Source organism: Sphingomonas sp. EC-HK361 (assembly GCF_902498785.1).
In the GTDB taxonomy this organism is placed as follows: domain Bacteria; phylum Pseudomonadota; class Alphaproteobacteria; order Sphingomonadales; family Sphingomonadaceae; genus Sphingomonas.
Map to the genome: position 1 here is coordinate 887,876 of NZ_LR701494.1, position 26,614 is coordinate 914,489.

Annotated in this window: 26 protein-coding genes and 1 tRNA gene; 13 read left to right on the plus strand and 14 right to left on the minus strand. The window is 61.1% G+C overall.

All coding sequences use genetic code 11. The annotated features are described in order from the left end of the window. The first annotated feature begins 75 nt into the window (after positions 1–75). Positions 76–972 carry an alpha/beta fold hydrolase gene (locus tag BOS5A_RS11650; protein ID WP_151955263.1) on the plus strand — a complete coding sequence of 299 codons (897 nt, stop codon included), beginning with the start codon at positions 76–78 and terminating at the stop codon, positions 970–972. Positions 973–1,561: 589 nt separating this feature from the next. Further along, positions 1,562–3,391: a hypothetical protein gene (locus tag BOS5A_RS11655; protein WP_151955264.1), complete on the plus strand. Its 1,830-nt coding sequence runs from the start codon at positions 1,562–1,564 to the stop codon at positions 3,389–3,391. On the opposite strand, the gene BOS5A_RS11660 is transcribed toward BOS5A_RS11655, so the two are convergent. After that, positions 3,392–4,888, minus strand: coding sequence for a P-loop ATPase, Sll1717 family (locus BOS5A_RS11660; RefSeq protein WP_151955265.1), 1,497 nt, complete (start codon positions 4,886–4,888; stop codon positions 3,392–3,394). It lies immediately after the preceding gene. Positions 4,889–5,072: 184 nt separating this feature from the next. Here BOS5A_RS11660 and BOS5A_RS11665 point away from each other — a divergent pair, with 184 nt between their 5' ends. The 3 genes from BOS5A_RS11665 to BOS5A_RS11675 all read left to right on the plus strand — a co-directional run bounded on the left by BOS5A_RS11665 (position 5,073) and on the right by BOS5A_RS11675 (position 7,192). After that, entirely contained in the window at positions 5,073–5,648 is a 576-nt protein-coding gene (locus tag BOS5A_RS11665; RefSeq protein ID WP_151955266.1) for a recombinase family protein, read from the plus strand. A gap of 345 nt (positions 5,649–5,993) precedes the next feature. Continuing rightward, positions 5,994–6,632, plus strand: coding sequence for a hypothetical protein (locus BOS5A_RS11670; RefSeq protein WP_151955267.1), 639 nt, complete (start codon positions 5,994–5,996; stop codon positions 6,630–6,632). A 26-nt stretch (positions 6,633–6,658) separates the two neighbouring features. After that, positions 6,659–7,192 carry a hypothetical protein gene (locus BOS5A_RS11675; RefSeq protein WP_151955268.1) on the plus strand — a complete coding sequence of 178 codons (534 nt, stop codon included), beginning with the start codon at positions 6,659–6,661 and terminating at the stop codon, positions 7,190–7,192. A 710-nt stretch (positions 7,193–7,902) separates the two neighbouring features. Here BOS5A_RS11675 and BOS5A_RS11680 read toward each other — a convergent pair. Then, complete coding sequence (locus tag BOS5A_RS11680) at positions 7,903–9,048, minus strand: S1 family peptidase (protein ID WP_151955269.1); 1,146 nt, start codon at positions 9,046–9,048, stop codon at positions 7,903–7,905. Between the two features lie 308 nt (positions 9,049–9,356). Between BOS5A_RS11680 and ilvN the strand changes: the two genes are divergently transcribed. From ilvN to BOS5A_RS11695, 3 genes are all read left to right on the plus strand, one after another. Continuing rightward, positions 9,357–9,872, plus strand: a complete 516-nt coding sequence (gene ilvN, locus BOS5A_RS11685) for an acetolactate synthase small subunit (RefSeq protein WP_151955270.1) — start codon at positions 9,357–9,359, stop codon at positions 9,870–9,872. Between the two features lie 75 nt (positions 9,873–9,947). Next, positions 9,948–10,967 carry a ketol-acid reductoisomerase gene (ilvC, locus tag BOS5A_RS11690; RefSeq protein ID WP_151955271.1) on the plus strand — a complete coding sequence of 340 codons (1,020 nt, stop codon included), beginning with the start codon at positions 9,948–9,950 and terminating at the stop codon, positions 10,965–10,967. A gap of 96 nt (positions 10,968–11,063) precedes the next feature. Beyond that, positions 11,064–11,690 (plus strand): YceI family protein, encoded by a 627-nt coding sequence (locus tag BOS5A_RS11695; RefSeq protein ID WP_151955272.1) that lies wholly within the window; start codon positions 11,064–11,066, stop codon positions 11,688–11,690. 21 nt (positions 11,691–11,711) lie between these two features. On the opposite strand, the gene BOS5A_RS11700 is transcribed toward BOS5A_RS11695, so the two are convergent. After that, entirely contained in the window at positions 11,712–12,110 is a 399-nt protein-coding gene (locus tag BOS5A_RS11700) for a BLUF domain-containing protein (RefSeq protein WP_151955273.1), read from the minus strand. A 247-nt stretch (positions 12,111–12,357) separates the two neighbouring features. Between BOS5A_RS11700 and leuA the strand changes: the two genes are divergently transcribed. Next, positions 12,358–14,016, plus strand: a complete 1,659-nt coding sequence (leuA, locus tag BOS5A_RS11705; protein ID WP_151955274.1) for a 2-isopropylmalate synthase — start codon at positions 12,358–12,360, stop codon at positions 14,014–14,016. On the opposite strand, the gene BOS5A_RS11710 is transcribed toward leuA, so the two are convergent. The 3 genes from BOS5A_RS11710 to folE are packed head-to-tail and all read right to left on the minus strand — an operon-like array spanning position 14,013 to position 15,722. Then, positions 14,013–14,360 carry a dihydroneopterin aldolase gene (locus tag BOS5A_RS11710; RefSeq protein ID WP_151955275.1) on the minus strand — a complete coding sequence of 116 codons (348 nt, stop codon included), beginning with the start codon at positions 14,358–14,360 and terminating at the stop codon, positions 14,013–14,015. The two genes, leuA and BOS5A_RS11710, sit on opposite strands and share 4 nt — an antisense overlap. After that, positions 14,353–15,105: an SDR family oxidoreductase gene (locus BOS5A_RS11715; protein ID WP_151955276.1), complete on the minus strand. Its 753-nt coding sequence runs from the start codon at positions 15,103–15,105 to the stop codon at positions 14,353–14,355. The genes BOS5A_RS11710 and BOS5A_RS11715 overlap by 8 nt, the downstream gene beginning before the upstream one ends. After that, positions 15,105–15,722 carry a GTP cyclohydrolase I FolE gene (folE, locus tag BOS5A_RS11720; RefSeq protein WP_199857353.1) on the minus strand — a complete coding sequence of 206 codons (618 nt, stop codon included), beginning with the start codon at positions 15,720–15,722 and terminating at the stop codon, positions 15,105–15,107. The genes BOS5A_RS11715 and folE overlap by 1 nt, the downstream gene beginning before the upstream one ends. Before the next feature lie 231 nt (positions 15,723–15,953). Between folE and BOS5A_RS11725 the strand changes: the two genes are divergently transcribed. Beyond that, on the plus strand, positions 15,954–18,956 hold the full coding sequence (locus BOS5A_RS11725; RefSeq protein WP_151955277.1) for a TonB-dependent receptor: 3,003 nt from the start codon (positions 15,954–15,956) through the stop codon (positions 18,954–18,956). A gap of 64 nt (positions 18,957–19,020) precedes the next feature. Here the strand turns inward: BOS5A_RS11725 and fghA are convergent, their stop codons facing one another. Continuing rightward, positions 19,021–19,854: an S-formylglutathione hydrolase gene (fghA, locus tag BOS5A_RS11730; protein ID WP_151955278.1), complete on the minus strand. Its 834-nt coding sequence runs from the start codon at positions 19,852–19,854 to the stop codon at positions 19,021–19,023. Between the two features lie 58 nt (positions 19,855–19,912). Here fghA and BOS5A_RS11735 point away from each other — a divergent pair, with 58 nt between their 5' ends. Together BOS5A_RS11735 and BOS5A_RS11740 are read left to right on the plus strand one after the other, a co-directional pair. After that, positions 19,913–20,116 (plus strand): DUF2945 domain-containing protein, encoded by a 204-nt coding sequence (locus tag BOS5A_RS11735; protein ID WP_151955279.1) that lies wholly within the window; start codon positions 19,913–19,915, stop codon positions 20,114–20,116. Positions 20,117–20,167: 51 nt separating this feature from the next. Then, positions 20,168–20,428 carry an SWIB/MDM2 domain-containing protein gene (locus BOS5A_RS11740; RefSeq protein WP_151955280.1) on the plus strand — a complete coding sequence of 87 codons (261 nt, stop codon included), beginning with the start codon at positions 20,168–20,170 and terminating at the stop codon, positions 20,426–20,428. Between the two features lie 38 nt (positions 20,429–20,466). Here BOS5A_RS11740 and BOS5A_RS11745 read toward each other — a convergent pair. The 5 genes from BOS5A_RS11745 to BOS5A_RS11765 form a co-directional block, all read right to left on the minus strand. Next, positions 20,467–20,543 (minus strand) — tRNA-Arg (locus BOS5A_RS11745). Positions 20,544–20,607: 64 nt separating this feature from the next. Further along, complete coding sequence (locus tag BOS5A_RS11750) at positions 20,608–21,306, minus strand: hypothetical protein (protein ID WP_151955281.1); 699 nt, start codon at positions 21,304–21,306, stop codon at positions 20,608–20,610. A 64-nt stretch (positions 21,307–21,370) separates the two neighbouring features. Further along, a complete protein-coding gene (locus BOS5A_RS11755; RefSeq protein ID WP_151955282.1) occupies positions 21,371–21,802 on the minus strand; it encodes a DUF1178 family protein in 432 nt (143 codons plus the stop codon). Then, positions 21,799–22,053, minus strand: coding sequence for a glutaredoxin 3 (grxC, locus tag BOS5A_RS11760; protein WP_151955283.1), 255 nt, complete (start codon positions 22,051–22,053; stop codon positions 21,799–21,801). The genes BOS5A_RS11755 and grxC overlap by 4 nt, the downstream gene beginning before the upstream one ends. A gap of 5 nt (positions 22,054–22,058) precedes the next feature. Further along, positions 22,059–22,859 (minus strand): ComF family protein, encoded by an 801-nt coding sequence (locus BOS5A_RS11765; RefSeq protein ID WP_151955284.1) that lies wholly within the window; start codon positions 22,857–22,859, stop codon positions 22,059–22,061. A gap of 42 nt (positions 22,860–22,901) precedes the next feature. On the opposite strand from BOS5A_RS11765, the gene BOS5A_RS11770 reads away from it, so the two are divergent. Beyond that, positions 22,902–23,756 (plus strand): methyltransferase domain-containing protein, encoded by an 855-nt coding sequence (locus BOS5A_RS11770; RefSeq protein WP_151955285.1) that lies wholly within the window; start codon positions 22,902–22,904, stop codon positions 23,754–23,756. On the opposite strand, the gene BOS5A_RS11775 is transcribed toward BOS5A_RS11770, so the two are convergent. Both BOS5A_RS11775 and BOS5A_RS11780 read right to left on the minus strand, forming a co-directional pair. Then, positions 23,750–24,136, minus strand: a complete 387-nt coding sequence (locus BOS5A_RS11775) for a response regulator (RefSeq protein ID WP_151955286.1) — start codon at positions 24,134–24,136, stop codon at positions 23,750–23,752. The two genes, BOS5A_RS11770 and BOS5A_RS11775, sit on opposite strands and share 7 nt — an antisense overlap. Positions 24,137–24,193: 57 nt before the next feature. Beyond that, a complete protein-coding gene (locus BOS5A_RS11780) occupies positions 24,194–26,284 on the minus strand; it encodes an ATP-binding protein (protein ID WP_234419317.1) in 2,091 nt (696 codons plus the stop codon). Positions 26,285–26,614: the final 330 nt, after the last annotated feature.

Below are 26,614 nucleotides of genomic sequence, written 5' to 3' on the forward strand. Positions count from 1 at the left end.
ACAAGTGTCAGACAGGTAAGCACGCGGAACGGTGGAACCCGAACGCGTCCGGGGTGACGGCGAGGAAGAGGACGAATGCAAACCTTTCAACAACACCATATCGACCTGCCAACCGGTGTCACCCTCGACGTCGTGGCTGAAGGCTCGCCCGAGAACCCGCCCGTCATCCTGCTCCACGGCTTTCCCGAATCGCACCGCACGTGGCGCCACATCATTCCCGATCTCGCCCGCGATCATTTCGTCATCGCCCCCGACCAGCGCGGCTACGCCCGCTCGTCGAAACCGGAGGGCGTCGAGAACTACACGCCGGACCGGATCGTGGCGGACCTCCTCGCCCTCGCCGATCATTTCGGGATCGATCGCTTCACGCTGGTCGGGCATGACTGGGGCGGCGCGATCGCGTGGATGGCGGCGCTGCAACATCCGGACCGCATCGCACGGCTCGTCATCGTCAACGCGCCGCACCCCTTCGTCTTCCAGAAATCGCTGTTCGACGACATGGCCCAGCGCGAGGCGAGCCAGTATATCACCGCGTTCCGCAACACCGATCTGGAAGCGCATATCGACCGGATCGGCCTCTCCGCCTTCTTCGACGGCAGTTTCATGAAGCACACCGATTTCGATCGGATAGCCGACGAAAAACCAGTCTATCTCGATCAATGGGGACAGCCCGGCGCGCTGACCGCGATGCTGAACTGGTACCGCGCCAGCGCCGTCCAGGTGCCCGCGATGGACGAAACGCCCGATCGCCCCGCTTTCCTCGACGCGCCCTTCCCGCCGATTACCCAGGACACGCTCGTCATCTGGGGCCTCGGCGACAAGGCGCTGCTGCCGAGCCAGCTCGAAGGCCTCGACACGCTTGTGCCCGGGATGACGCTGGTGAAGGTGGACGCCGGCCATTTCGTGCCATGGGAAAATCCGCAAGGCGTCATCGACGCGTTCCGGGCTTGGGAAGCGGGTGCGGCACGGTAGCGATGTGAGCTTGAAGTTGGTGGACAGGGCTGGATTCGAACCAGCGTACGCTTGCACGGGCAGATTTACAGTCAAGTCACGCCCATTTCCCGCCGTTACCCTCAATTGCCCTAAAGCACTGTTAAGTCGATAATTAGTTCCGCTGGGCGCGATGGTTTGCGGCGCGCAGTTCCCTAATCCCCGTGTTTTCCCTGCATGATTACACAGGATTTACACGCGACCACGTTTAGCCGCCTTGCCGGACTAACTGCGGCAGCCCACCAGGAAGACGGCGCAAACGATCGTTCTGGCTGCGCCAACATCTAGCGCAAGCTCTTCGAATACCTCGCCTTTGTTGCCGAATATGGGCAACCGCACACATATCGCCAACATTTAATAAGACGCCGATTTTGGTGTAATTCGCGCCGCTTCTAAAGCTCCCGGCCATTGATGACTGACAAGCGGCTCATCGCTTCAACTCGGCGCTACTCTACCGAAGTAAAGTGCGTTGAATCGCCTTTCACCGATCTCCCGAAATCCGCCCATCAATGCCTCACCTAATTGTCGGAAAAGACTGGCAGGCTTAGGGTGTGTCAAAACGGGGGTATCAATGAGGGTCGGACGCGCACTCAAGGCGCTTAAAAAAAGTGTTCCTAGGCCCACGTGGCGCACGACATTTCTAACGCTTCTGCCGATAGCCATCACCACCACGATCGTTGTGGGCGCGGGAGCGTCACTCCAATCATATGCAACGGCCCTCATCACCAGCGACGCCGCATCAATCTACGCATCATCTTTTCAGAACAGCCTGGCATCATCACTCACCTTTTCCCAATGGATATCCCAGTCGCTTGACATAGGACCAGTTGCGAGTTCCTTATTAGCAGTTGTTTTTGCGATTACTACTACGGACACGAGGGGTTTTCTTTCTCGTTTCTCTACAACACTCTTCTTTTCACTACTCGGTTTTGACTTTTTATATGCTGCGCTTGATGGGGTTTTGGGCTTTACTTACCTTGTTACTAATGTTTTTTGCGACATTTTCGGGGCTTTGTTTTGCGGACTACTTTTACTGTTTGCTCTTGATGTAAGACGCCGTGTTTTGGGCCTATTTTCACAGACAAGCCTTGGTTTCGGCTTGGCACTATCAGCATTTCTGACATTGTTGATAGGGCTTGCAGTGTCAGGCACCGCCTTCATTGCGGTTGATTATTTTTATCGACCGCTACCGGCGCAGCTTGACGTATTGGCACAGGCGCCGACGGCGGGATTGTTTGGCGCAGGGCGGGACGCAAATTCTAAAGTTGCGTCGAGAATGAAGCCGGAGGACGAACAATTTCATGCGCTAGCTGATGGCGCGAGCGCAAAGGCCGTGCATATCGACCATCCCCGCGGAGCTTTAATCACAGAATGGACGGCAGAGACAGCTAATGAAACTGCAAATATAGTCATTTCGCTAGTCGCGAATTGCTTTAAGCTCGACGGATATAAACCATCTAGCTCGAAAGCAATCGCGCTGAGAATAAACGGCATTTCTAGATTTGCAATCGGGATGGATAATGGTTTTTCCACATTAGATTTTGTTCATCCGGGCAATACAAAGTTTTCAATTATCGATCGACCCCTTTTTTCGTTTCGACTTGCCCAAGGAGAGGGCGATAGATTAAATCTAAATACATTTAATTCCAATGGCACGCTATCTGCGGATTTTACTTCCACTGCGGAGTTTTTCGTGAACGGACCATTAATCTCGATAGCAAATGGGGTTGGTAAATTATCTAGTCGCACGCTATTTGTATATACCGATCAAGGTGATTATCAGGTTTTGTTCAAAAGGGGCCCGAGGGTTAAAGAAGGAACTTCGCGCGCCTGCATGGGGTTTGACGCTGGACGACCTATTAGCTGGTCGATGAATCGCTACGCCGTAACCCCCCAGCTTCCCACTAACGCTATTTTAGCAGGCGCGTATGTGTCACTCACGACCCACGCAAAATCCGCTACCGCTAGCATTCCAATTTCGAAGCCACTGACGGTGAGTAGGATCAACGGCTGGACGGAAATTCACGGCATCGAGCGAGAGTCTTTGGCTGACCGCTCAGCAGGAAAGCTACAGCTCCTGGCGTTGTCGGACGGCTTACGATCGGTGTTTGTGGACGGTAAGCAGCTAACCACATCGGGAACCGAACGGTTGGTTGCATACGGCGACTTTGAGTCGAATTATGATCACTACGCACGCCTAAACGTAAGCGGCTTAGGGCGCGCGGCTTGGCTGGGCGCGAAGCGCATTAATAACACAAAGTGGGAGCAACTGGCGACAGAGTTTCAGTTACTACTTGTAAGTCTTATTAGCGGAACAATAGCCTTCTTGTATCGCTATTTTAGGAAGCTCATCCGCTATTATATACCCTCCCAACCGATAACTCAGCTGCACCGCCGTTGATTACTCATCATCATTATCGGCTTCCTGAACAGCCGTGACTCCAGCAGCTTTCCCCTGAGTTATTTCCAGGCCAGATCGATAAAGGATCGGTACCTTATAATTCGACCCCACCTCGCCAAGAAGACCTAGATGTATAAGTGGTCGAATCTTATCGATCACGCTATCTTTTTTGACACTGAGCAGCCGTGCCAGAGAGCTTTGGTTGTGCTCAGCCTTACTACGCCTAAATTTTTCTATAAGAGGAACTTCTCCCTTGGCTTCCGCGAGGAGCGTGTCTGTCACCCTTGTTTCGCTTAACTGCGTTAAGGCCATACGAAGCGAGTCGGCTTCGATAATCTCATTGTTTCCGTCTATCTCGCGAGGCGACCTATCCTCTCGACGCAATTGCGCCTCCCTCGCAAAGGATACGAGATCAATTAGGTTACGTGGCGGCTTCACCCCATTTCCATCGCTTATGCGACTCATCATCCAGGCCCAGGTCGCTGGCTTTCTGGTGCCTTGGTCTACCTGAGTTGGAAATACCCTCGCAAAAATCCCATCATTGTCATCTCGATGACATCCGACAAATCGGCAAAATGTCTCATTTTGTTTGATGCGGCGGCAGAGAAGGGTTTTCAGATCGTCCTCATCCCACCTCAGCTCAATCTTCCTGGCATTTATATGCGTAAGATTGACAAAACCGCCCTTAACCACCCTAGAGAACAAGTCTCTTCGGATAAAGAGTTTTACAGTAATATTCTCGAATTCTTCTAAGTCTAGGTATGTTCTTAGCAAAGCTCGCAGCGCGGGTATCTCGGCTTCAGGAAAGCCCTCAAAGGACTCATCAAGCCTATCAAGTGCAACCCATACTTTCTTGCCGACCTCTCGAAGGCAGTCATCTAATAAGGATAGGCACCGCTCAATCGGAACTTTGACAGAAACATTATCACTTTTCCCCAGTTCGACCTTAGGGGTAAATGAATAACCGCTTTCCGTCACATTAATGGCGAACTCCATCGATTTCCAGTCGAATAAATATCCGATGCGAGCAACAACCTTATCAAATACTGTTTTTACACCATCTGCGTCACTACGCAGTTCAAGACCTCTAAGTAATATGTCTAGCGCATGAAGCTTTGAACGGGGTTTATACTTATTTGTCCTTAAAAGCCAATTTCCTACGATTGAAAGAATATACGCCTTCCAAAATCGGTTGTATTCTGGTTCATCGAGAATACCTCTTTCAGCGAGTTGCTGAAATATAGGGTTTCCCGATAGATTAAATGCAGGAACTACGATCGTGTTCCGCAGCTGCGGAATCGATGAGTACCGCCGGTGCAGGATTTTAAATATCGCGGTCTTTCCCGTTCCTTTATCGCCCGCAATGATATCGCGTCGACCGTCAATGAGGTCTAAGAACGGCTGAGTTTCAACGAAATACATTTCTAGCTGTTGGTCGAACTCGGCGACGGAACTGCCAAGATTTAATTCGCGCAAGGCTTCTCTCGTCGTTGGCATAAAAACTCCTTCATTCTGGATGTTAGCCGCCCTGCTGCAAATGGAAAGCCCTTGGTGACGACTCCAGAAGTTGAAGCTTTTGCGCCAAGGCATATGTCCGGCATACCATTAGCGCACAAGCTATATTGACTCATTTTGAGCTAGGCTTATTAGTGCTGCCTACCTTTTGAGCGAGTCGAACCCCATGAGCCGCATTGCTTATTACCGCGTGTCCACCAGCGACCAATCGATCGAAGCACAGCGCAATGCGCTTGAGGGTGAGTTCGATCGGGAATTTTCCGACGAGGGCGTTAGCGGCGCGACTCTTGCCCACGATCGTCCTGGTTTCAGTGCGCTGATGAGTTACGTGCGCGAAGGCGACTCCGTTCACATTTATTCGATCGACCGTTTGGGTCGCGATGCCCTCGATGTGCAGAGTGTAATCCGCGCCTTGCTGCACAAGGGAGTGACGGTTGATGTGCGCGGCCTAGGTCCCATCGGTAAGGGGGTTGGGGAGCTCATAGTGGCGGTGCTTGCACAAATTGCGGATATGGAACGCCAAAGGATTAAAGAGCGGTGCGACGCTGGTAGGGCCGCTGCCAGGGCGTCATTGTCCGCAACGGGTAGGACTCATCGCGGGAAGGTCAGTTTGGGCAGACCTATGGCTGGCGACCGTCGCGAGGTCATAGAATGGCGTAAGCAGAACGGTGCCAGCATCGCGGTAACGGCCGCGCAGTTCGGATTGTCGGTAGCAACTGTGAAACGATACTGCGCCACCTAGGGACTGCTACTGCTTTTCGGTCCGGGTGGGGTCAGAGGTCTTAGAACTTTAGGTCATCGTCAACACGGGTCTGCGTCCAGCCTAGGCCCCGAAACACCCTACCCTCACACCTGCACCAACCTGACTTGATTGTCGGGCAGCTATCCGTCAGGGTTCCCGAACCACCGTTTACAGCGCGGTGGTGGGGCGTGGTAACCCCTTGTCATTCGGTCCGGTCGAGCCTCTCGGCCGGTCGGCTGTCGCTATGTCCAAGGCTCTGCCCAAAGGCGGCAGCGCCTTGACCGAGTGCAGGGTTACCAACGGCCGGCTTTGCGCCGGGACCGCCTCATTCGAAAGGGGGCGGATATGTTCGGATTTTTCGTGACGATGTTGATGGTGGCGGTCGCTTTAGCGATCATCGCATTCTGCCTTGTCGGAAGCACGGTCTCCGAAAATCAAAAGACCCTAGCGGCGGCGCACGAACGATTGCCGTCATTATATGGTGACGGCGACTACCACCTCTATCTTCCGGGTCCGAAAATCCTTGGCTTAAGCTGGGATAAGGATGCGCTGATAGTCGGCGATGATTTTGCCACTGCGCAGCAAATACCGTTCGCCAAAATCCGCGACGTGAATGTCGAGGTCGATGGGCAAAATACTACCATCACCAAAGGCACCATCAAAACGCAGCGCGGGTCGCAGCTAGCTGGGGCTGCAATTGGTGGCCTTGCCCTTGGCCCCGCGGGCTTGCTCGTTGGGGGGCTATCGGGCGGGAGTGACCTAAAATCGAAATCGGTGGAAGAGCGGAAGATTACGTCGGTCAGGCTGATTATACGAATTGCCGATCGGAAAACACCCCTGGTCGAGGTCGCGCTGCTCGATAGCGTCAACGGCTTCAATAGTGATGAAGCAGTTGCGAAGGCTGCTCATTACCAAGCGCTGATCATGGGTATCATCGAAGAGCGTGATGGACACCTAGGGACCGTCATGGCGGCGGCGGAATAAATCACAAATCAAGAAGGGGAATTGATATGCGGACGATGATTGTCGTCACGAGTGCGCTTGCCTTATCGGCTTGCGCAACACCGGTAACGCCGCGCTACAGCGTAGGAACCGATAACGTCCTTGCGCTTCGCAACCTAAACGCCACTGGTATCTACGTCGGTGAATTTGGGGAACCCGCAAAGGACGACGTAAAGTGCCGTGGCATCGGTCGCATGCGGCTACAGGACGACCTTACGCATGCGCAGTTCATTCGGAAGGCACTGACTGACGAATTGAAGGTTGCGGGTTCCTATGCCCCATCACCAGCTAGGGTGACGATAACGGGTCAGCTAATCGACATCGATTCCAGTTCGGGTCTGGGTGATGGGCATTGGTCGATGACGTTGGCGCTGCGATCCACAAACGGGGCATCGATGACCGTATCGAACACCTATAAATTCCGTGCGGGAATGGCAGCGACGGCGGCGTGCGATAACGTCGCACAGGCCTTTGTGCCGGCGGTGCAGGACGTAATTGGAAAGGCCGTCGCGTCGCCCCAATTCGCTGCGCTTATTAGATAGAACGAAGGTCATACCTTATGGCGGCCATACTCGACAAAGAATGACCAGCAGCCAGCGCCAAGCCGATTTACCCGCCAACGTGCCATTGGGCAAAAGGTGCGCTACCGCGCATACGAGGCTGCGATTTACGTTAATGGCTTAATTGCGCCTTTCGCATAGATATCATCAACCAATCTTCCGCACTATGACGCGCTGGAAGTCGCCTAGCAGTTCATAGGGATTATGTATGAGAAACTACTCGATTCCTACGTTGATCGTTGGCCTCGCATTCGTGTCCATAACTTCGGCGTGCTCATCATCCGGTGCGACATCGGCTAAAGCAATGGACCACACAGGCCAATCACCACCTATAATTTATCAAAGTATCGACAAGACAAAAGCGCTATCTGCCATGATGCATGTTCGAGGCGTTCTAAAAGTCTCAAAAGAAGGCTGCGTTTCCCTCAAGTCCGCATTGGGAAACTGGCTTATAGTCTGGCCAGCTGATGTAACGGTAAGCAATAGACAAGGTAAGTTCTTTGCCCTCCTGCCCAGCGGAAAACAAATATTGCCTGGGACGCAGCTAGAGCTGCGTGGGACTGGATTCGATAACCGAACGCTATCAAATATCGCCGGCAAAGACATTCCCGTGCCTTGCCGCGGGAAGGTCTGGATCGCTGATAAAGGTGGGATAATTAAGCAGTAGAGCCAGCTACCATGTCGCAGGGGACTCATTCGGTTAGTACAGAGACTCCAATAATTCCAATCTTGTCGATTGGCATGTATAACATGATGCTTCCGCCGCCACACGCAACTCCATCCGAGTCCCCACGCGATATAATTCCGAAGGCTTTATTGGAATAGAACACCGGTCCTCCGCTATCTCCACATTGTGCCAATTTAACGTTTGCTTCCTCGACCTTTACAAGCGGTCCCACTTGATTTCCGGCAGCATCAACAGCCTCGTAGTCGTTGCTCGATATGGTTGAACAAAAATACCCCGTGGCTCTTCCGAACTTGCATACGGGAGAGCCTACCACCTGGTCCTCACTGCTAGCAACCGACGTGACAGTTCTTAGGTTTGAACCATTATATAAAAACTGATTTGTCGCCGTTGTCGACGGGCCACTGGCCCAGGAGGCATCAAATTCAGCCTCAAAGGCACGAGTCTGCACATATTGATCGCTACCGTCCACTTGGACGGTCACGCCGTAATCCGCTGCGCAATGACCCGCGGAGCTAATCCCAGTAGTACCTTGGCCTTGGACACCGAAAGCCGTGGTGCACGATCCCAACGAAGATGACCATGCCCCGCCCCCATGTAACTCTATAACGGGACGAGGAAAGCTCGCGACGCCCTCGAGCTTAACCAACTTGCTCATTCCCCCAGAGTCTACAAGTTGTTGAATCGGCGCAACATTCCGCGTTTGAGCAACTACCAGATTTTGCCTTAGATCAATGTATGCGGCTCCGGCAATATGCCGGGATTTAAAGACTTGCAGTATAGTCTTCTTGGCATAATGTAAGTCGGCAAGTGAAAAGGCGACTTGATGCACTGTGAGTTCACCGGTCGGTTTTCCCAGTCTTTTACTAAGAGATACTGCGTCTTTACCTCTATAATTTAAGTTTATGGTAGTTCCCGATTGGCTTTCCGTTATATAAATTCCGCCAAAATTGACGTCTCGTTTGAATTGCTTTCGGATCGAGGCGGCAAACTTGTAGGTCTTTGCTCGACCTAGAGCTTCACTAGGGGCAATCCGCAACCGTCGAGCGGTGGATTCGACGTCAACCATTGCGGAACCTGTTTGGGCGTGGGCAGGTTGCGACCCCCCGCTTATTAGCAAAAAGACGAAGCCAACCGTAGTGAGTTTAAACATTTTTCGCTCCCCAATTTTCTCTTACGTTCAGCTTTTTAGTGGTAGTGCCTCTTGTCCGACATTGGCAACAAGGTATCTTGCGACTGTCCGTCGTCAGATCATTTGGCGCATCTCGCGGCGTAAATTAGTGGAGTGCGGGCCTCGTCTGGGGGTTGATGTTAGGCGGCGCGCTTGCGGTGCTGCAAGCGTCGATGTTCGATGGTTTGTCGCTGGGTCGGGGGTGGGTAGGCCCGTGGCAAGCGCTGCCGGTGCCCATGATACCCACCCACCCCCAGCCCCTCCCTTCCAGGGAGGGGAGGAACGTAGAGATGCACATACGAGAAGAGTCCGCCGAGCGGCACACGCTTGCTGTCATCGTCGATAACGAACCCGGCATCCTCGCGCGGATCGCGGGGCTGTTCACCGCACGCGGATACAATATCGAAAGCCTGACGGTGAGCGAGATCACCGCGGACAAATCGGTCAGCCGGATCACGATCGTGACCTCCGCAAGCCCGCACGTCCTCGAACAGATCGTGGCACAGCTCGACCGGCTGGTGCCCGTCCACAAGGTCACCGACCTCACCGCAGAGGGGGCGCATGTCGAACGCGAGCTCGCGCTGGTGAAGGTGAAGGGCACCGGCGATCACCGGATCGAGGCGCTCCGCCTGGCCGATGTCTATCGCGCTCGCGTCGTCGATGCGACGACGAGCAGCTTCGTGTTCGAGGTGACCGGTGGCATCGAGAAGATCGACAAGTTCGTCGAACTGATGGGCGAAGTCGGCCTGATCGAGGTCGCCCGCACCGGCATCGTCGCCATCGCCAGAGGCAAAGAGGCGGCGTAATCGCTTTGTGCTCCCGCGCAGGCGGGAGCCTAGTCTGGACCCCCGCCTTCGCGGGGGTACATTTAGGGGAATACCATGCGTGTCTACTACGATCGCGACGCCGATCTGAACCTCATCACTGGCAAGAAGATCGCCATCATCGGCTACGGGTCGCAGGGCCACGCCCATGCCCAGAACCTGCGCGATTCGGGCGTGAAGGACGTCGCAGTCGCGCTGCGTGAAGGCTCCGCCACCGCCAAGAAGGCGACCGACGCGGGCTTCAAGGTGCTCTCGAACCGCGAAGCCGCCGAGTGGGCCGATCTCATCATGATCCTCGCCCCCGACGAGCATCAGGCCGCGATCTGGGAGAACGATCTGAAGGGCCGCATGAAGCCCGGCAGCGCGATCGCCTTCGCGCACGGCCTCAACGTCCATTTCGGGCTGATCGAGGCGCCCGCCGATATCGACGTCATCATGATCGCGCCGAAAGGCCCCGGCCACACCGTGCGCAGCGAATATGTCCGTGGCGGCGGCGTCCCCTGCCTCATCGCGATCCAGCAGGACGCGAGCGGCAACGCGCACGACATCGCGCTCGCCTATGCCAGCGGCGTCGGCGGCGGCCGCTCGGGGATCATCGAGACGAACTTCAAGGAAGAGTGCGAGACCGATCTGTTCGGCGAACAGGCGGTGCTCTGCGGGGGCATCACCCACCTGATCCAGGCCGGGTTCGAAACGCTGGTCGAGGCAGGCTATGCGCCGGAGATGGCCTATTTCGAATGCCTCCACGAAACCAAGCTCATCGTCGACCTGCTCTATGAAGGCGGCATCGCGAACATGCGCTATTCGATCTCGAACACCGCGGAATATGGCGACATCACAACGGGCCCGCGGATCATCACCGATGAGACTAAGCGCGAGATGAAGCGCGTCCTCGCCGACATCCAGTCCGGCCGGTTCGTGAAGAACTTCGTCCTCGACAACCGCGCCGGCCAGCCTGAACTCAAGGCCGCGCGCAAGGCTGCCGCCGCGCATCCGATCGAGAAGATCGGCAGCGAGCTGCGCGCGATGATGCCGTGGATCAGCGCGAACAAGCTGGTGGACAAGGACAAGAACTGAGCGCGTCCGATCGGGAACCTCTTCGTTTCCCGGTTCCCCGCTTGCCGATGATGCGGGCGCGTGGTTGATTGCCCCGAACGAACAGGGAGATCATCCATGCGCCTAATTCTCGCCGCCGCCCTCGCGCTCGCCTCCGCTGGCACCGTCGCGCAGATGCCGTCCGCGCCGCCCGGATCGAACAACCCCGCCGCGGTCACCGGCGGCACCTACACCGCCGATCCCAACCATACCCAGGTCATCTGGACCCTCAATCACATGGGCTTTTCGCCCTACACCGGCATCTTCGGCGATGTGAACGGGACGCTGACACTCGATCCGAAAAACCTGAGCGCCGCCAAGGTCAGCATGACGATCCCGGTGTCCAAGGTGACGACCGCCGGCGCACTCAGCCAGCATCTGCTCCGCCCCGGCAAAGATGGCGGCAAACCCGATTTCTTCGGCGCCAACCCCGCCGACGCGACCTTCGTGTCGACGAAGGTGGTCGTCAGTGGCCAGACCGCGAAGATCACCGGCAACCTCACGCTGAACGGCGTGACCAGGCCCGTCACGCTCGACGCCAAATTCTACGGCGCCGGCAAGGCGCCCGCGATGATGGGCGGCAAGGAGAATGTCGGCTTCTCGGCCAAGGGCACGATCAACCGGTCCGATTTCGGGCTGGGCTTCGCCGTCCCGGTGGTTTCCGACGCGGTCCAGCTCGATATCGCCGCCGCGTTCCAGAAATGAGCGGCAGCGCCGGGCAGTCGTTCAGGCTGCCCGGCGCGCGGCGATCAGCCCCATGAAGGTGCCACGCACAGCCGGCGATGCAGCTCCCAGTGCCGCCTGCATCCTCGCGTCGAAGCCGTCGGCCGTATCGCCGGGTCCGCGCCGCGCCATCGACCAGTCGCCGAATTCGCGTGCGGCCACGGTGCGGTCGGCCAACACGACGATCGCTGTATGGCGCGGATCGGCGGCGATGCGCGCATATGTCGCCGCGACCGCGTCGGCCTCGCCTTCCAGCACCTGGAGGAAGCGCACGCCGTCGGTCCAGAGAAGGCCGGTCACGCCGGCGGCGCAATTGTTGCGCTGCGACTGGCCGAGAATTGCGGCGATGTCAGCTGCGGCTCCGCGCGGATGGCTAGAGCTGATATAAAGCAACTGTCGCATCTGGATTCGATCTCCCGTTGCCCCCCAACACCGCTTTTGCCGCGCAAGGGCTTACGAAAGGGTCAATTTTACAGGAGGCTGGACGCGGACACCATTTGTCGGCACACAAGGCGCCATGCAGCAGCGGCTCGCCCTTCGACTTATTCGCCCTTAGGGGTGCATCGAACCGGCACGCGCCCCTGAGGGCTGTTCTCGACGCCACCCGATCCCGGACGTCATCGTCCCCAATTCGCGGATACGCTTGACCATGCTGCGCGACCCTTCGACCAAATACCGCCCTTTCCCGCAAGTCGACCTGCCCGATCGCGCGTGGCCGGGCCGCACGATCACCAGGGCGCCGCGCTGGCTGTCGACCGATCTTCGCGACGGCAACCAGGCGCTCATCGATCCGATGGATGCCGAGAAGAAGACGCGGTTCTTCGATCTGCTCGTCAAGGTGGGGCTGAAGGAGATCGAGGTAGGCTTCCCCAGCGCAGGCGCGACCGAGTTCGACTTCATTGCCGGCCTCGTCCGTTCGGGCCGCATCCCGGATGACGTGATCGTCCAGGTCCTCACTCAGGCGCGACGCGATCTCATCGAGACGAGCTTCCAAAGCCTTGTCGGTGCGAAACGCGCGATCGTCCACCTCTACAATGCGGTCAGCCCGGCGTGGCGACGGATCGTCTTCAACATGGACCGCGCCGAGGTGAAGCGGATCGCGGTCGAGGGCGCCAAGGTCCTGCGCGACGAAGCGGCGAAGCAGCCCGGCACCGAATGGCATTTCGAATATTCGCCCGAAACCTTCTCCACCGCCGAGCTCGATTTTTCGGTCGAGGTCTGCGCCGCGGTCATGGACGTGCTGCGCCCGACCGCCGATCGCCCGATCATCCTCAACCTGCCCGCCACCGTCGAGGCGGCGACCCCCAACATCTATGCCGACCAGATCGAATGGTTCATCCGCCACCTGCCGAACCGCGACACGGCGGTCATCTCGCTCCACCCGCATAACGACCGCGGCACCGGGGTCGCGGCGGCCGAACTCGGGCTGATGGCCGGCGCCGACCGGGTCGAGGGCTGCCTGCTCGGCAATGGCGAGCGGACGGGCAATTGCGATCTCGTGACGGTCGCGCTCAATCTCTACACGCAGGGCGTCGCGCCGGGCCTCGACTTCTCGGACATCGACGAAATCGTGCAGACCGTCACCTACTGCAACCAGATCGCCGTCCATCCGCGCACGCCCTATGCGGGCGATCTCGTCTTCACCGCCTTTTCCGGCAGCCACCAGGACGCGATCAAGAAGGGGTTCGCGGCGCAGGAGGCGCGCAACGACGATTTCTGGGAAGTCCCCTATCTCCCGATCGACCCCGCCGATCTCGGCCGCAGCTACGAGGCGGTCATCCGGGTCAACTCGCAGTCGGGCAAGGGCGGCGTCGCCTGGGTGATCGAGCAGGACAGGGGCCTGAAACTGCCCAAGCGTCTGCAGGCGGATTTCAGCCGCCACGTCCAGGCGCTTGCGGACGAAACCAGCCGCGAACTCAACGCCGACGATATCTGGGGCCGCTTCGAGGCAACCTACCTGCCGCGCGCCGACGCTCGCTTCGTCCTGCGCGATTATGAGGAAAGCGGTACCGCGGGGCAGCGCCTGTTCGTCGGGCACGTTTCGGTCGATGGGGTCGAGCGGTCGATCGCAGGCCGCGGCAACGGCCTGATCTCGGGCGTCATCGACGCACTCGGCGAAACCGGCCCATCGCTCGACGTGGTCGATTACAGCGAGCACGCGATCGGCCACGGCGCCGATGCGCAGGCCGCGGCCTATGTCGAATGCCGCACGGCTGACGGCCGCACCGTCTTCGGCGTCGGGCTCGACACCGATATCGCGACGGCGAGCGTGCGCGCGGTGCTGAGCGCTGCGAACCGCACCGGTTAGCGCGAGCGCTCGATCTCGCAGCCGACCCGCGCATCGGCGAAGATGTCCGGCTTCGTCGTGCGCACCCGGACGCGGGTGACACGCACGTCGGCGAACGCGATTGCGGCAATCGCCTCGCACAGCGATTCCTGCAGCGCGAACCCCTCGCCGCGGGCCAGTGCGCGGATCGCATCGACCACCCGGTCATAATCGACCGCAGCCTCGATCTCGTCGGCGATCGGATCGACGAGCGCCGCCGTCATCCACACCGACACAAGCACGCGTTGTGGCGCAGCTTCGTGCGGGTGGATGCCGAGATGGAGCCGCAACTCCATATCCTCGATCAGCGTCGTGAACTCAGCCATCGGCATCCTCGAACATCACGTCGCGCGCCGAGGGAACGAAACGCTGGCCGCAATCGACATACAGCGTCTGGCCGCGAACGCCCCACGCCCCGATCAGATAAGCCACCGCTCGTGCCACATCCTGCGGATCGACGGGCCGTCGCAGCAGGTTACCCGCCGCAACCGCGTGGAACTCACTCTCGCTTTGCCCCCCGCTCGGCAGCGTAATCCCCGGCGCGACCGCATTCACCGCGACGCGGGGACCGAGCGCCTGAGCCAGCATCGTCGTCGCGCCAGCGAGCGCGAACTTGGCGAGGCTATAGGAAAAGAAGTCGGGATTGGGATTGGCGAGTTTCTGATCGAGCAGGTTGACGACACTGCCGCTGCCGATCCCGTCCTGACGCGCGAGCGCGCACGCGAGCCGCACCGGCGCCACGCAATTGACCGCATACAGCCGCTCCAGCAGCACCGGATCGGGATCGGGCGGCGCATCGAAGGTGAATTCCGACGCGCTGTTGACCAGCCCGTCGATCGGTCGCCCCGCAACCTGCCCGGCCCGCGCGATCAACGCGTCGACCTCGCCCCCGTTCGCCAGATCCGCGCGCACCGCACCAAGCGCCCCGATTTCCCTCGCCAGCGCCTCCGCCGCCTCGGACGAGCGCCCGTAATGGATGACGACGCCGTGCCCCGCCGCCGCGAGCGCGCGCGCGATCTCGGCGCCCAGCCGCTTGGCACCGCCCGTAACCAGAACGGTTCGAAGGTGCATCAGCAGCCCATGAGCGCCAGCACTTCCTTGCGGCTGCGCTCGTCGTCGCGGAACACGCCCATCATCCGGCTCGTCACCATCGCCACGCCCGGCGTGCGCACCCCGCGCGCGGTCATGCACGCATGGCTCGCCTCGATCACGACCGCGACGCCGTGCGGCTTCAGCCCCTCCCAGATGCAGTTCGCGACTTCGGCGGTCAGCCGCTCCTGCACCTGCAGCCGCCGCGCATAGGCGTGGAGCACGCGCGCCAGCTTCGAGATGCCGACGACCCAGTCGGACGGCAGATAGGCAATGTGCGCCTTGCCGATGATCGGCGCCATGTGATGCTCGCAGTGCGACTGGAACGGGATATCCCGCAGCAGCACGATCTCGTCATAGCCGCCAACCTCCTCGAACACGCGCGAGAGATGCTGGCGCGGATCGTCGGTGTAGCCCGCGCAATATTCCTTCCACGCCCGCGCGACCCGCTTCGGCGTATCGATCAGTCCCTCGCGCGTGGGATCGTCGCCGGCCCAGCGAATCAGCGTCCGCACCGCCTCCGCGACGTCGTCGGGCACCGTGATCTTGTGATCGGTGCCGACCAGATCGCCGTCGTCCGGGGAATCGCCAGCCGTCATTTCACGAATCCTTCCTGCCGCTTGCGGCATTTGACGTTACGGCATGCGCGCGCGAGCACAACGTAAGTTCGACTTTGCAACTGTTTCATTTCGGCCACATGTGCCGAAACCCGCAGTTTTCCTATACAATTTCATTTGACGCTTGAAACTTCCGGTCGCAGCATCACCATACCGAACAATCAAACGCCGTGATCCGCCACAAGAGCGGGGACGGTTCCGGAGGGGATACCGATGAAGAAGTTCGAGCTGCTTGCCGCGTCTGCCGTCGCCTTGATCGTTTCGGTTCCGGCCTACGCGCAGACCGCGGCCACGACAACCGCGCAGAACACCGCCCCCACCAACGGCCCCGGGCAGGAACAGAGCACCCAGGACGCGCAGGCGCAGGAGGGCGGGATCGGCGACATCGTCATCACCGCACAGCGCCAGTCGCAGCGCCTGCAGGACGTGCCGATCGCGGTCAGCGCCTTCACCGCCGAAAATCTCGAAAAGCAGCAGATCGTCAACCCGACGGCGCTGCAGCAGACGCTGCCGAACGTGACGTTCACCAAGACGAACTTCACCTCCTCCAGCTTCACCATCCGCGGCATCGGCGACCTGTGCGTCGGCGTGACGTGCGACAGCGCGACCGCGATTCACGTCAACGACATGCCGCTGCTCGGCACCCGCCTATTCGAAAGCGAGTTTTTCGATCTTGAGCGCGTTGAAGTGCTGCGCGGACCGCAAGGCACGCTCTTCGGGCGCAACGCGACGTCGGGCGTGGTCAATTTCATCACGGCCAAGCCGGATCTCTCGGGCGTCCACGCCGCGGGCGAGTTCGAATACGGCAACTACGATTCGAAGCGCGTGAAAGGGATGTTCAACCTACCCTTCACCGACACACTCGGCATCCGCGTTGCCGGAACCTATTTGAAACGCGATGGCTACATGTACAATCTCTACGACGGCAATCGCTATGATGATCGCGATCTGTATTCGGTGCGCGGGACTTTGTCGTGGGAGCCAAATGCCGACACACGCATCGACCTGATCGGCTATTATTTCCACGAAAACGACAATCGCAGCCGCATCCAGAAGCAGCTGTGCCACCGCGATCCGACCGGCGTACTCGGCTGTCTGCCCGACCGGCTGGCCTATGAGACGCCGAACGGCAACTCGACGCTCGCAGCCGTTCTCACCTCGTCGGAATTCTTTTCCACGCAGGGTGCGGGCGGCGTATTGCGGCCATTCGCGCTGCAGAGCCTCTACGGCACCGATACCTATGCCGGTGTGGTCAACCCTCGTGACGTGCGCACCGTCAATATCGACGTCCCGCCGACCTATTTCGCCGAGGAAGAGCAATATACGGCCAAGATCTTCCACGACTTCGGACCGGTGTCGTTCAACTTCACCGGCGGCTATATGCGGTCGGCCGTGGATAGTGTTAGCGACTACAATCTCGCGGTCGAACAGTCTCTCGCCGCCAATCCGGGCCTCAACTTCCTAAACGCCGTCGCGCGCACAGGATCGCCCTACGCCTTCCTCCAGCCGATCCGCCAGACGCTGATCCCCAACGGAACCGGTAGCGTCTGCCAGTCGGCGGCCGATCCCAACAATGTCGGTGTCTATGGCGGCAATTCGGTTGGCTGCTTCGGGCAAAGCCTCGATTTCGACCGCTCCCGGATCGTGACCCGCAACTATTCGGCCGAAGCGCATATCGACAGCTCGTTCGACGGGATGTTCAATTTTCTGCTCGGCGGCATCTATTTCGACTCGAAATCGCGGAACAACGATTACTTCGTGAACGCGTTCGGGCTCGATTACGCGTCGGGTATCCTCGGCTCGGCATCGTCCGCGGCGATCCCCGGCGTGAACGGCAACGCCTTTCTCGGCACGCCCTTCTATCGCAACGACAGCGACACCTTCCGCCTGAAAAGCTACGGCATTTTCGGCGAAACCTATTTCGAGATGTCGGACAAACTGAAGCTGACTTTGGGCCTGCGCTACAACAACGATCGCAAGTTCGTGCGCGCACGGAACCTGACGCTCAACGTCCTGACCCCGATCGGTTCCGACTCGCTCACTGACGGACTCAATTACAACGCGGTCGATTTCGATCCGACGACGCCCGGCGTCCAGGATTACGCAGATCGGTCTGTGAAGTTTGATCGCCTGACCGGTCGTGCGGTCATCGACTACAAGATCACCCCCGACAATCTCCTCTACGCGTCCTATTCGCGCGGCTACAAGTCGGGTGGCATCAACCCGCCATTGCCGCCGGCGTTCAACGTCCCGCAGACGTTCGGCCCGGAAAAGGTCGATGCCTTCGAAATCGGATCGAAGAACACCTTCGGCAACGGGACGCTTCGCCTCAACCTCACCGGCTTCTATTACAAATACAAATCGCTGCAACTGAGCCGCATCGTCGCGCGCACCAGCGTGAACGACAACGTCGATGCCGACATCTACGGCGTCGAGGCGGAAGCGATCATCTCCCCGGTGCCGGCGTTCGTCGTCAACGCGAACTTCAGCTACCTCCACAGCAAGGTTTCGAACAGCAAGCTGCTCGTGAACCCGCGTGATCCCTCGGGCGGTCGCAGCGATGCGGTCATCATCAAGGACATCACCAACGGGTCCAATTGCGCGGTGGTCAGCAATGCCGGCAGTTCGGCCGTCGCGAACGCGTTCGTCACCGGTGCCAACAACGCGATCAACGCCGGCGCGCTGGCTGCAAACGGCCTGCAGGCTGGCGCCGGTCTGCGCGGCCCCGTCGCCATTCCCGGCATGAACGGCACAACCGGCGCCTTTAGCGTCTGCTCGGCCCTGCAGGGCCTTGCGCCGGTCCTTGCGCCCAACGCCATCACCGTGCTGACGGACGGCGTTGCCGTTGATGTCCAGGGTAACAAGCTGCCCCAGGCGCCCACCTACAAGTTTGCCGTCGGCGCGCAGTATACGATCGACGTCGGCGGCAGCGGATGGACGCTCGTCCCGCGCGCAGACCTCAACTATACCGGCAACAGCTATGGCTCGATCTTCGGCACCGCCATCGATCGCATTCCCGGCTACGAAGTCGTCAACGCGCAGATTCAGCTCAACGCGCCGGATGACCGGTTCTACCTGCGCGGCTTCGTGTCGAACCTCACCCAGAACGACGCCATCACCGGCCAGTATGTGACCGACCAGTCGTCGGGGCTGTTCACCAACATCTTCACCATCGAACCGCGCCGCTACGGCGTCGCGGCAGGGTTCAAATTCTAGACCCGATCATCGCGAGGGGGAGCGACGAGGGGCCTCCGGCAGCAGCCGGTGGCCCTTTCGCTTGTCAGCCGTGCAGGCGCGCGGCGTGCCAGGCGATGTGATCCGCCATGAACGTCGAGATGAAGGCATAGCTGTGATCGTAACCCGGTTGCATCCTGAGCGTCAGGTCGATGCCCGCCTGCGCGCACGCCTCGCACAGCAACTCGGGCTTCAACTGCTCGGTCAGAAAGCCATCGGCGTCCCCCTGATCGACGCGCAGCGCGTCGACGCGCGCGCCATCCTCGATCAGCGCGCACGCGTCGTAGGCGCGCCACGCCGCACGGTCCGGCCCCAGATAGCCGCCGAGCGCCTTCTCTCCCCACGGGCAGGTCTGCGGCGACACGATCGGCGCGAACGCGGAGACGCTGCGAAACCGCGCCGGATCGCGCAGCGCGATCGTCAGTGCGCCGTGACCGCCCATCGAATGCCCGGTGATACCCTGCCGCGCCGTATCGACGGGAAAATGCTCGGCAACCAGCGCCGGCAGCTCGCGCTCGATGTAACTGCGCATCCGGAAGTTTTCCGCCCACGGTGCCTGCGTCGCATCGACATAGAAGCCCGCGCCCTGCCCGAAATCCCATGATTCGTCGTCCGGCACGCCCTCCCCGCGCGGGCTCGTGTCCGGCGCGACGAAAATCACGCGCCGTTCGGCGCACGCGCGGCGATATTCGCCCTTGTCGGTGACGTTGGCGTGGGTGCAGGTCAGCCCCGACAGATACCACAGCACCGGCAACCGCTCGCCCACCGCGTGCTCCGGGACGAAGACGGAGAACCTCATCGGCGTCCCCGTCTCCTCGGAATCATGCCGATAGACGCCCTGAATGCCGCCGAATGCCTTGCTTTCGCTTAACTTTTCCATCGTGCAACCAATCTCCGCGTCCATCGATTGATGTCGTCAACCGGACAGGAGACACGCGATGGCCGATCTGAAGAAGGGCGACAAGGTCACGTGGAAATCGCACGGCGGGACCGCCCATGGCACCGTCGAGAAGAAGCAGACGTCGCCTACCCGCATCAAAAGCCACAAGGTTTCTGCGACGAAGGACGATCCGCAATATATCGTAAGGAGTGACAACGGCGGAAAGGCAGCGCACAAGCGTGCTGCGCTCAAGAAGGCGTGATTCCAAACGGCCGGCAGATCAAGGCCCGGTCGAACAACAGGAAGGAATGCGATGGCTACGACCACCAAGACCGGCGGCATTCACGCCCCCGTCCAGCCGAGCCCCGAGCTCGGCGCGATCGTCGGCAATGACAAGCTGCCGCGCAGCCAGGTGATCAGCAAGGTGTGGGACTATATCAAGGCCCACAATCTCCAGAACCCGGAGAACAAGCGCGAGATCGTGGCAGACGAGAAGCTGAAGAAGGTCTTCGGCAAGGATCGCTGCTCGATGTTCGAAATGAACAAGCACATCTCGGCGCACGTCAAGGCGTGACCTGCCGCTTCTCGGGGGCGCCGCGGCCGGATGGTCGTTGGTGCCCCCGAGAGGATTCGAACCTCCGGCCTGCGGTTTAGGAAACCGTCGCTCTATCCGACTGAGCTACGGGGGCACGCGGGAAACCGGTAATGGCGCGGCCCGGACCGGTCAATCGGTCGCCGTTTGCCCCGCATCGCTCAATTCGCGGCGAACGTGCGCGTCGGCTTGCCGGCCGCATCGCGAAACTCGATCTTCGCCGCGCCGTCCGGCTCGACCCGCAGGACCAGCCGCCCGCGCCCCTGCGCATCGCGCAGCACCAGCTGCGACGACCGGTCGGGTGATCGACCCAGATACACACGCTGCGCAACCTCGAACCCCGCTGCCTTGTAAGCCGCGGTCTTGGCCGGCCCGTCCGGCATCGCGCGCAGGGCTTGCGCGTGCGCGAGGTCGAGTGGCAGATCGGGCCGGTCGTTGATCCGCAGCGACGCCTGACGATCGGCGCCATTCTCGTCGCTCGACATCTGGATGGTCTGGTCCTGCCGCCAGCGATCGAAGGTCAGGCTGCCACCGTTGGTCGGCCGGCCATTCTTCAGTCCGCCGTCGAAGACCAGGCCGCCATTCTCGGTGCCCTCGTCATTGTAGAAGATCATCCCGGCCTCGGATCGCCCGGGATGCGGATATTCCCGGCCCGCAACGATGATGCCCGGGATGCGTGCGTGGTTCGAAATGGCGAGACGCAGCGTCCCGTCCGGTTCGCGGATGTTGATGCGCTCGACGTCGATCTCACGAAAACGGCGCGCATCGGACGGAGCCGTTGCACCGAGCAGAAGCCAGAGCACCGCGAGCGTCATCACCGCGGCATAGGCACCGATCGCATTGGTCGCTGAAAGACGCATTCGATCCTCCCTTTTCGCAGCGCCATCCTATCGACGGCGAAAAAAGCGGGCGAATGAAAAAGCGTCAGTTCGTCGCCTCGGGCGGCACGACCGGCAGCGGAAGCGGCGCGACGCTCACGCCTTCGTCCAGCAGCGCCTTCGCCTCAGCAACGGTCGCCTGGCCGTGGATCACCTCCTTCGGCTTCTCCCCGCCATGCATGGCGCGCGCCTCGTCGGCGAAGGTCGCGCCGACCCAGCGGGAGTTGCGCAGCGCTTCGGTCTGTGCAGCTGCCAGCGCTTTCAGCATCGCCTTCGCGGCATCGGGCGGCGGCGGCGCTGGGGCGCGGTTGCCCTTTGCAGCAACCTGCGGCGCCATCACCGCCTTTTCGATCTGATCGTCGTCGCAGATCGGGCATCGCAGCAGGCCACGACCGCGCTGCTCCTCATACGCCGCGCTCGAGGCAAACCAGGCCTCGAACACGTCGCCGCGGGTGCAGCGCAGGTCGAACACGATCATTGCAGAAGCGGGTCGAGACCGCCCTCGCGATCGAGCGCTGCGAGATCGTCGGAGCCGCCGATATGGCGCCCGTCGATAAAGACCTGCGGCACCGTGGTGCGGCCGTTTGCGCGCTGGACCATCTCCCCGCGCTTTGGCCCGCCAAGCGTGATGTCATATTCGGTCGGCGTCACGCCCTTGGCGTCGAGCAGGCGCATCGCGCGCGCGCAATAGGGGCAAAAGGCCTTGGTGTAGATTTCGACGTTCGCCATGGGGTTCACCTGTGGTGCGCGACCTGACTTGTCAATGAATGCGCCGAAAGCGGGTCATCGCCCGCCATGTCGTCATCGCTCTCGATCACCCGCGCCCAGCACAGGATCGTGACGCGCGCGGCGCCTGCGCGCAGCAGGGCGCGGGTGCAGGCATCCGTGGTCGCCCCGCTGGTATAGACGTCGTCAACGAGCGCGATGCTCCTTCCCGCGATACGCTTCCGTGCAGGCGCGGGGACGTCGAACGCGCTGCCGACCATCTTCGCGCGCTCGCGGCGACCGAGGCCGCGCAGCGGCGGCGTCGCCCGCGTCCGCCGCAGCGCGAACGGATCGTGCGGCACGACGCTGCACCGCGATACGGCGTGCGCAATCAGGCTCGCCTGGTTGAACCCCCGGCTCCACAGCCGGCGACGATGGAGCGGCACCGGCACCAGAAGCTCGACATGCCCGGGCACCTGCCGCGCGACGAGTCGCCCGATTGTCTCCGCAAGCGCACCCCGTCCGCCATATTTCAGGCGCAGCACGATATCGCGCGCGGTCGGGCCATAGGCGACCGCCGCGAAGATGCCGGAATGGCGCGGGGGGCTGGCGATGCAGGCCGCGCACTGCGCGCGCGCGCCACAGTGATGATCGAACGGCAACCGGCACGCCGCGCAGGCGGGATCGCCCAGGAAACGCAGGCCGCCCCAGCACCGCGCGCAAAAGCGGTGATCGGCATCGACGACCAGCCCGCAACCCGGACACCGCGGCGGGAGCGCCATCGCCGCGACCCGCGCCACGCCCCGCAATATGTGACCCGCCCCGCCCATGCAGGCTTGTCGTCCGCCGCGGGCATCCCCACAAGCCCCCGAATGACCGACGCCGAGATCTTCGACCGGAACGCCCGCAGGCGTTCCCGCGACCGGGCGGCCCCCTCGTTTGCCGACCACGATTTCCTGCGCGCCGCGATGATCGAAGGGCTCGTCGATCGCCTCGCCTCGGTGAAGCGCGCATTCGTCGATATGCTCGATCTCGGCTGCTTCGACGGCAGCGTCCCTGCCCCCGACGGCGCGCGCGTGGCGCGGCTCGACCCCGGCTTTGCCTTTGCGCGCAGTGCCGGCGCGGTGCAGGCGGACGAGGACAGGCCTCCGTTCGCCGATGCCAGTTTCGACCTGATCGTATCGGCCGGCGTGCTCGATACCGTCAACGACCTGCCCGGCGCACTGCTCCTCGCGCGGCGGATGCTGCGGCCGGACGGATTGTTCCTCGCCGCCTTCCTCGGTGCGCCGTCCCTGCCGACGCTGCGCGCCGCGCTCAGGTCGGCGGATGCGGACGAGCCCGCGCCTCACCTCCATCCCCAGGTCGATGTGCGCGCCGCCGGCGATCTGCTCAGCCGCGCGGGCTTTGCGCTTCCCGTGGCGGACAGCGAGACGCTCGACGTTCGCTATCCGCACGTCGGTCGTCTCGTCAAAGACCTGCGCGGCATGGCGGGGGGCAATTTGCTGCCCGGTCGCCGGCCGTTCACGCGCGAGCGCGCGGGACGGCTTGCCGAAGCCTTTCAGTCCGCCGCCGATCCCGACGGGCGCGTGGCAGAGCGGTTCACGCTGCTGTTCCTGACCGGCTGGTCGCCCTCTCCCGATCAACCCAAGCCCGCGAAACGCGGCAGCGGCGTCACCTCGCTCGTCCACGCGCTCGGTCCCGGCGGCGTGCGGTCAGGCGATCAGTAAAGCATCCCGTCCGAATCGCGGGCGAGCAGGCGCCCCATCGCGTCGAACAGCGCGTCCATCGCGACAGGCTTGAAGATCACGTCGTCCGCGCCCGCTTCGATACAGCGGTCACGCAGGTCGACTGCGGCGTCGGCCGTCACCACGATGATCGGCAGCTTCGCCTTCTCGTCCTCGCGCGCGCGGATGTGGCCGATCGCGGTGATACCATCCATGCCGGGCATGCGCAGGTCGACCAGGATCATGTCGAAATCCTGCGTATCGATGAGTTGCAGGCCTTCCTCGGCGCTCTCCGCCTCGGTCATCGTCGCCCCGGCCACGTCCAGCATGTCGCGCACCACGCGGCGGTTCATGCGGTCGTCCTCAATGAAGAGAATGTTCAACCTGGCCGCTTTCCGGGTCCCGGGCGCAAACCCGGTCCCTTGTAGGAAATCATCATGTCATGCCGCCTGCGATACAATCGCGGAGTCTGCAACACCATCGGCGGGAAATAGCGACGAAAGGAGTGCGTCGCGCGCAACCGGCTTTCCGATGATCCGGTCTACCCCTGTCGCACGCAGCATATCGACCATCGGATCCTCGGCGGGCCAGAGCAGCGACACGGCGACACCGCGCGCTTTCGCAGCGGCGACCAGGTGGGCCAGCGCAGCGTCAGGCTGTGCTTCGGCCCGCAAGGTGGCTTCATCGACCAATACACCCAATCCCGCGTGATCGGCAAGATGGCGCGCCGCCTCGGTCAGCGATCGCACGATGGTCACGTCCGCCGCGCGCGCCGTGAGGAGCGTCCGCAACATGGCGCCAGTGATCGGGTTGCGATCGACGACGAGGAAGGCTGCCTTGGACGAACGATCCTCCGCCCGGGCGTCGTCCGCCAAAAGCAGCGGCAGATCGACCGTGAACGTCGCGCCTTCGCCCGGCACGCTCGCGACGCTCACCGTTCCGCCCATCGCGGTCGCGATCTTGCGGCAGATCGCAAGCCCCAGCCCGGTCCCGCCGAACTGCCGGGTCGTGCCGGCATCGGCTTGACGGAACGCCTCGAAGATCGCTTCGTGCTGGTCCGCGGCGATGCCGATCCCGGTATCGGACACGACGACCTGATAGCGACCCTCGCCGACCTTTCGCGCGCCAAGCGTCACGCGCCCGGCCGGCGTGAATTTCACCGCATTGGACAACAGGTTGAACACGATCTGCCGCAAACGCCCCGGATCGCCCAGAATCATCGCCGGGCAGTCGGACAGTTCCAGCGCGAAGGACAGACCGCGCGCGCGCGCCTGTTCTTCCCAGATGCGCGATGTTTCGGTCAGCGTGTGGCACAGATCGACGGGGATCGCCTCGACCGTCAGATTGCCCGTCTCCATCTTGGCGACGTCCAGGATGTCGTCGACAAGCGCCTTCATGGTCACGCCGGCGGCGTGGACGATCTTCACCCGGTCGCGCACGTCGCCGCCGACACGCTCGTCGCGCAGCATCACCTGCGTCATGCCGAGAATGCCGTTCAGCGGGGTGCGGATTTCGTGGCTCGTCGTCGCGAGGAACTCCGTCTTGGCGGACAGGGCCTTGCCAAGCGCGACGTTGCTGAATTCGAGATCGATATTGGCGGCGCGGACCTCGTTGCGGCTGCGGCGGATCGCGGCGAGCGCGAAGGCGAGCAGCGCGATGACGATCGCGACCGCGACCGCGGCGCCGCCGAAGACGATGCGCTGCGTGCGGGCACGCGCTCGCTCGAACTGTGCCGTACGCCGTGCGTCCTCGGCGGCGAGCTTCGCGATCTTGACTTCCTGGTTCGCGAAATCGAAGCGCGCCCCCATCAGTGCCGCACTGTTCGAGCGCGCGATCTCGGTCGCGTCGTCGTCGAGCCGCTTCCACGCCGCGAGATGCGCGAGCGCAAGCGAATCATTCCCCAGCGCGCGGTAGGTTTCGTAGGCGGTGCGGTGCGCCTCGCGGTCGGCGAGCGTCGTCGTTTTGAGATCAACCCCCGCGAAGACCCGCTGAAGCAGGCCCGCAGCGCGTGCGTAATCGCGGTGCTGGAGCGCCGCCTGCGCGGCGACAGGAAAAAGCTGGCTCCGGAATGCCGAAGCGGCTGGTTGCGATGTGATCGCAAATGCCTTTGCGATTGCGCGGTCTGCACCGCCAACATCTCCGGCAAGCAGCGACACCCGCGCGGCATTGTTCAGAACCGTCGCAGCCAACAAGGGACTATGCATCGCCTCGGCGAGTTCGGTCGCAGACCGGAAGTCCTGCGCGGCGGCCGTATAACGACCGAGCTCCTTCAGCGCATTGCCCCGGCCGTTATAGATCGCGACCGACAGGCCGGGATCGGCCTTGTACACGTCGATCGCCTGCCCGAAATATTTAAGCGCATTCGCATGATCGTTGGCACCGGCATATAGTGAAGCGATCTGGATGAGCGCCTTGGCCCGACTACGCAGATCGCCAAGTTTCAGATAAATCGCATGCGCGGACTGGTAGTTTGCGAGGGCGGTAGCAACGGACCCGTTTGCGGTATTTATCCAGCCTAGCGATAGCAGCACGTCGCCGGCCAGCTGCGTCTGTGGGGCCCTCTGTTTGGCGATGCGCCAAGCCGCTTCGATGTGGGGACGCGCTAGATCGACTGCATTAAGTCGAAGTTGCGCTTCGCCCTCAAGCCATTCTGCCGTGGCGTGTTTGATGTAGCGGTCATCATCTGGCGGCAGCGTATCCGCGATGCGGCCAGCGATTTGCGCTTTGCCAACCGCGCGAGCGGGATCGACCTGCATCGTAGCCCGGGCGTCAGCGATCGCCCTTTCAAAGCGTGTCGATGCGTCCTCCGCCATGCCCCTGCTGGAACACAGCATCAGCAGGAATCCCGCTGCCAGCCCAAC

Excerpts from the sequence above, each read along its gene's own strand:
- ilvC (WP_151955271.1), top strand. The coding sequence starts at position 9,948 with ATGCGTGTCTACTACGATCGCGACGCCGATCTGAACCTCATCACTGGC.
- BOS5A_RS11660 (WP_151955265.1), bottom strand. The coding sequence starts at position 4,888 with ATGCCAACGACGAGAGAAGCCTTGCGCGAATTAAATCTTGGCAGTTCC.
- BOS5A_RS11670 (WP_151955267.1), top strand. The coding sequence starts at position 5,994 with ATGTTCGGATTTTTCGTGACGATGTTGATGGTGGCGGTCGCTTTAGCG.
- BOS5A_RS11750 (WP_151955281.1), bottom strand. The coding sequence starts at position 21,306 with ATGCGTCTTTCAGCGACCAATGCGATCGGTGCCTATGCCGCGGTGATG.
- BOS5A_RS11665 (WP_151955266.1), top strand. The coding sequence starts at position 5,073 with ATGAGCCGCATTGCTTATTACCGCGTGTCCACCAGCGACCAATCGATC.
- BOS5A_RS11735 (WP_151955279.1), top strand. The coding sequence starts at position 19,913 with ATGGCCGATCTGAAGAAGGGCGACAAGGTCACGTGGAAATCGCACGGC.
- BOS5A_RS11700 (WP_151955273.1), bottom strand. The coding sequence starts at position 12,110 with ATGCGACAGTTGCTTTATATCAGCTCTAGCCATCCGCGCGGAGCCGCA.
- BOS5A_RS11655 (WP_151955264.1), top strand. The coding sequence starts at position 1,562 with ATGAGGGTCGGACGCGCACTCAAGGCGCTTAAAAAAAGTGTTCCTAGG.
- BOS5A_RS11695 (WP_151955272.1), top strand. The coding sequence starts at position 11,064 with ATGCGCCTAATTCTCGCCGCCGCCCTCGCGCTCGCCTCCGCTGGCACC.
- BOS5A_RS11725 (WP_151955277.1), top strand. The coding sequence starts at position 15,954 with ATGAAGAAGTTCGAGCTGCTTGCCGCGTCTGCCGTCGCCTTGATCGTT.
- fghA (WP_151955278.1), bottom strand. The coding sequence starts at position 19,854 with ATGGAAAAGTTAAGCGAAAGCAAGGCATTCGGCGGCATTCAGGGCGTC.
- BOS5A_RS11755 (WP_151955282.1), bottom strand. The coding sequence starts at position 21,802 with ATGATCGTGTTCGACCTGCGCTGCACCCGCGGCGACGTGTTCGAGGCC.
- grxC (WP_151955283.1), bottom strand. The coding sequence starts at position 22,053 with ATGGCGAACGTCGAAATCTACACCAAGGCCTTTTGCCCCTATTGCGCG.
- BOS5A_RS11770 (WP_151955285.1), top strand. The coding sequence starts at position 22,902 with ATGACCGACGCCGAGATCTTCGACCGGAACGCCCGCAGGCGTTCCCGC.
- BOS5A_RS11680 (WP_151955269.1), bottom strand. The coding sequence starts at position 9,048 with ATGTTTAAACTCACTACGGTTGGCTTCGTCTTTTTGCTAATAAGCGGG.
- BOS5A_RS11715 (WP_151955276.1), bottom strand. The coding sequence starts at position 15,105 with ATGCACCTTCGAACCGTTCTGGTTACGGGCGGTGCCAAGCGGCTGGGC.
- leuA (WP_151955274.1), top strand. The coding sequence starts at position 12,358 with ATGCTGCGCGACCCTTCGACCAAATACCGCCCTTTCCCGCAAGTCGAC.
- folE (WP_199857353.1), bottom strand. The coding sequence starts at position 15,722 with ATGACGGCTGGCGATTCCCCGGACGACGGCGATCTGGTCGGCACCGAT.
- BOS5A_RS11675 (WP_151955268.1), top strand. The coding sequence starts at position 6,659 with ATGCGGACGATGATTGTCGTCACGAGTGCGCTTGCCTTATCGGCTTGC.
- BOS5A_RS11650 (WP_151955263.1), top strand. The coding sequence starts at position 76 with ATGCAAACCTTTCAACAACACCATATCGACCTGCCAACCGGTGTCACC.
- ilvN (WP_151955270.1), top strand. The coding sequence starts at position 9,357 with ATGCACATACGAGAAGAGTCCGCCGAGCGGCACACGCTTGCTGTCATC.
- BOS5A_RS11765 (WP_151955284.1), bottom strand. The coding sequence starts at position 22,859 with ATGGGCGGGGCGGGTCACATATTGCGGGGCGTGGCGCGGGTCGCGGCG.
- BOS5A_RS11710 (WP_151955275.1), bottom strand. The coding sequence starts at position 14,360 with ATGGCTGAGTTCACGACGCTGATCGAGGATATGGAGTTGCGGCTCCAT.
- BOS5A_RS11740 (WP_151955280.1), top strand. The coding sequence starts at position 20,168 with ATGGCTACGACCACCAAGACCGGCGGCATTCACGCCCCCGTCCAGCCG.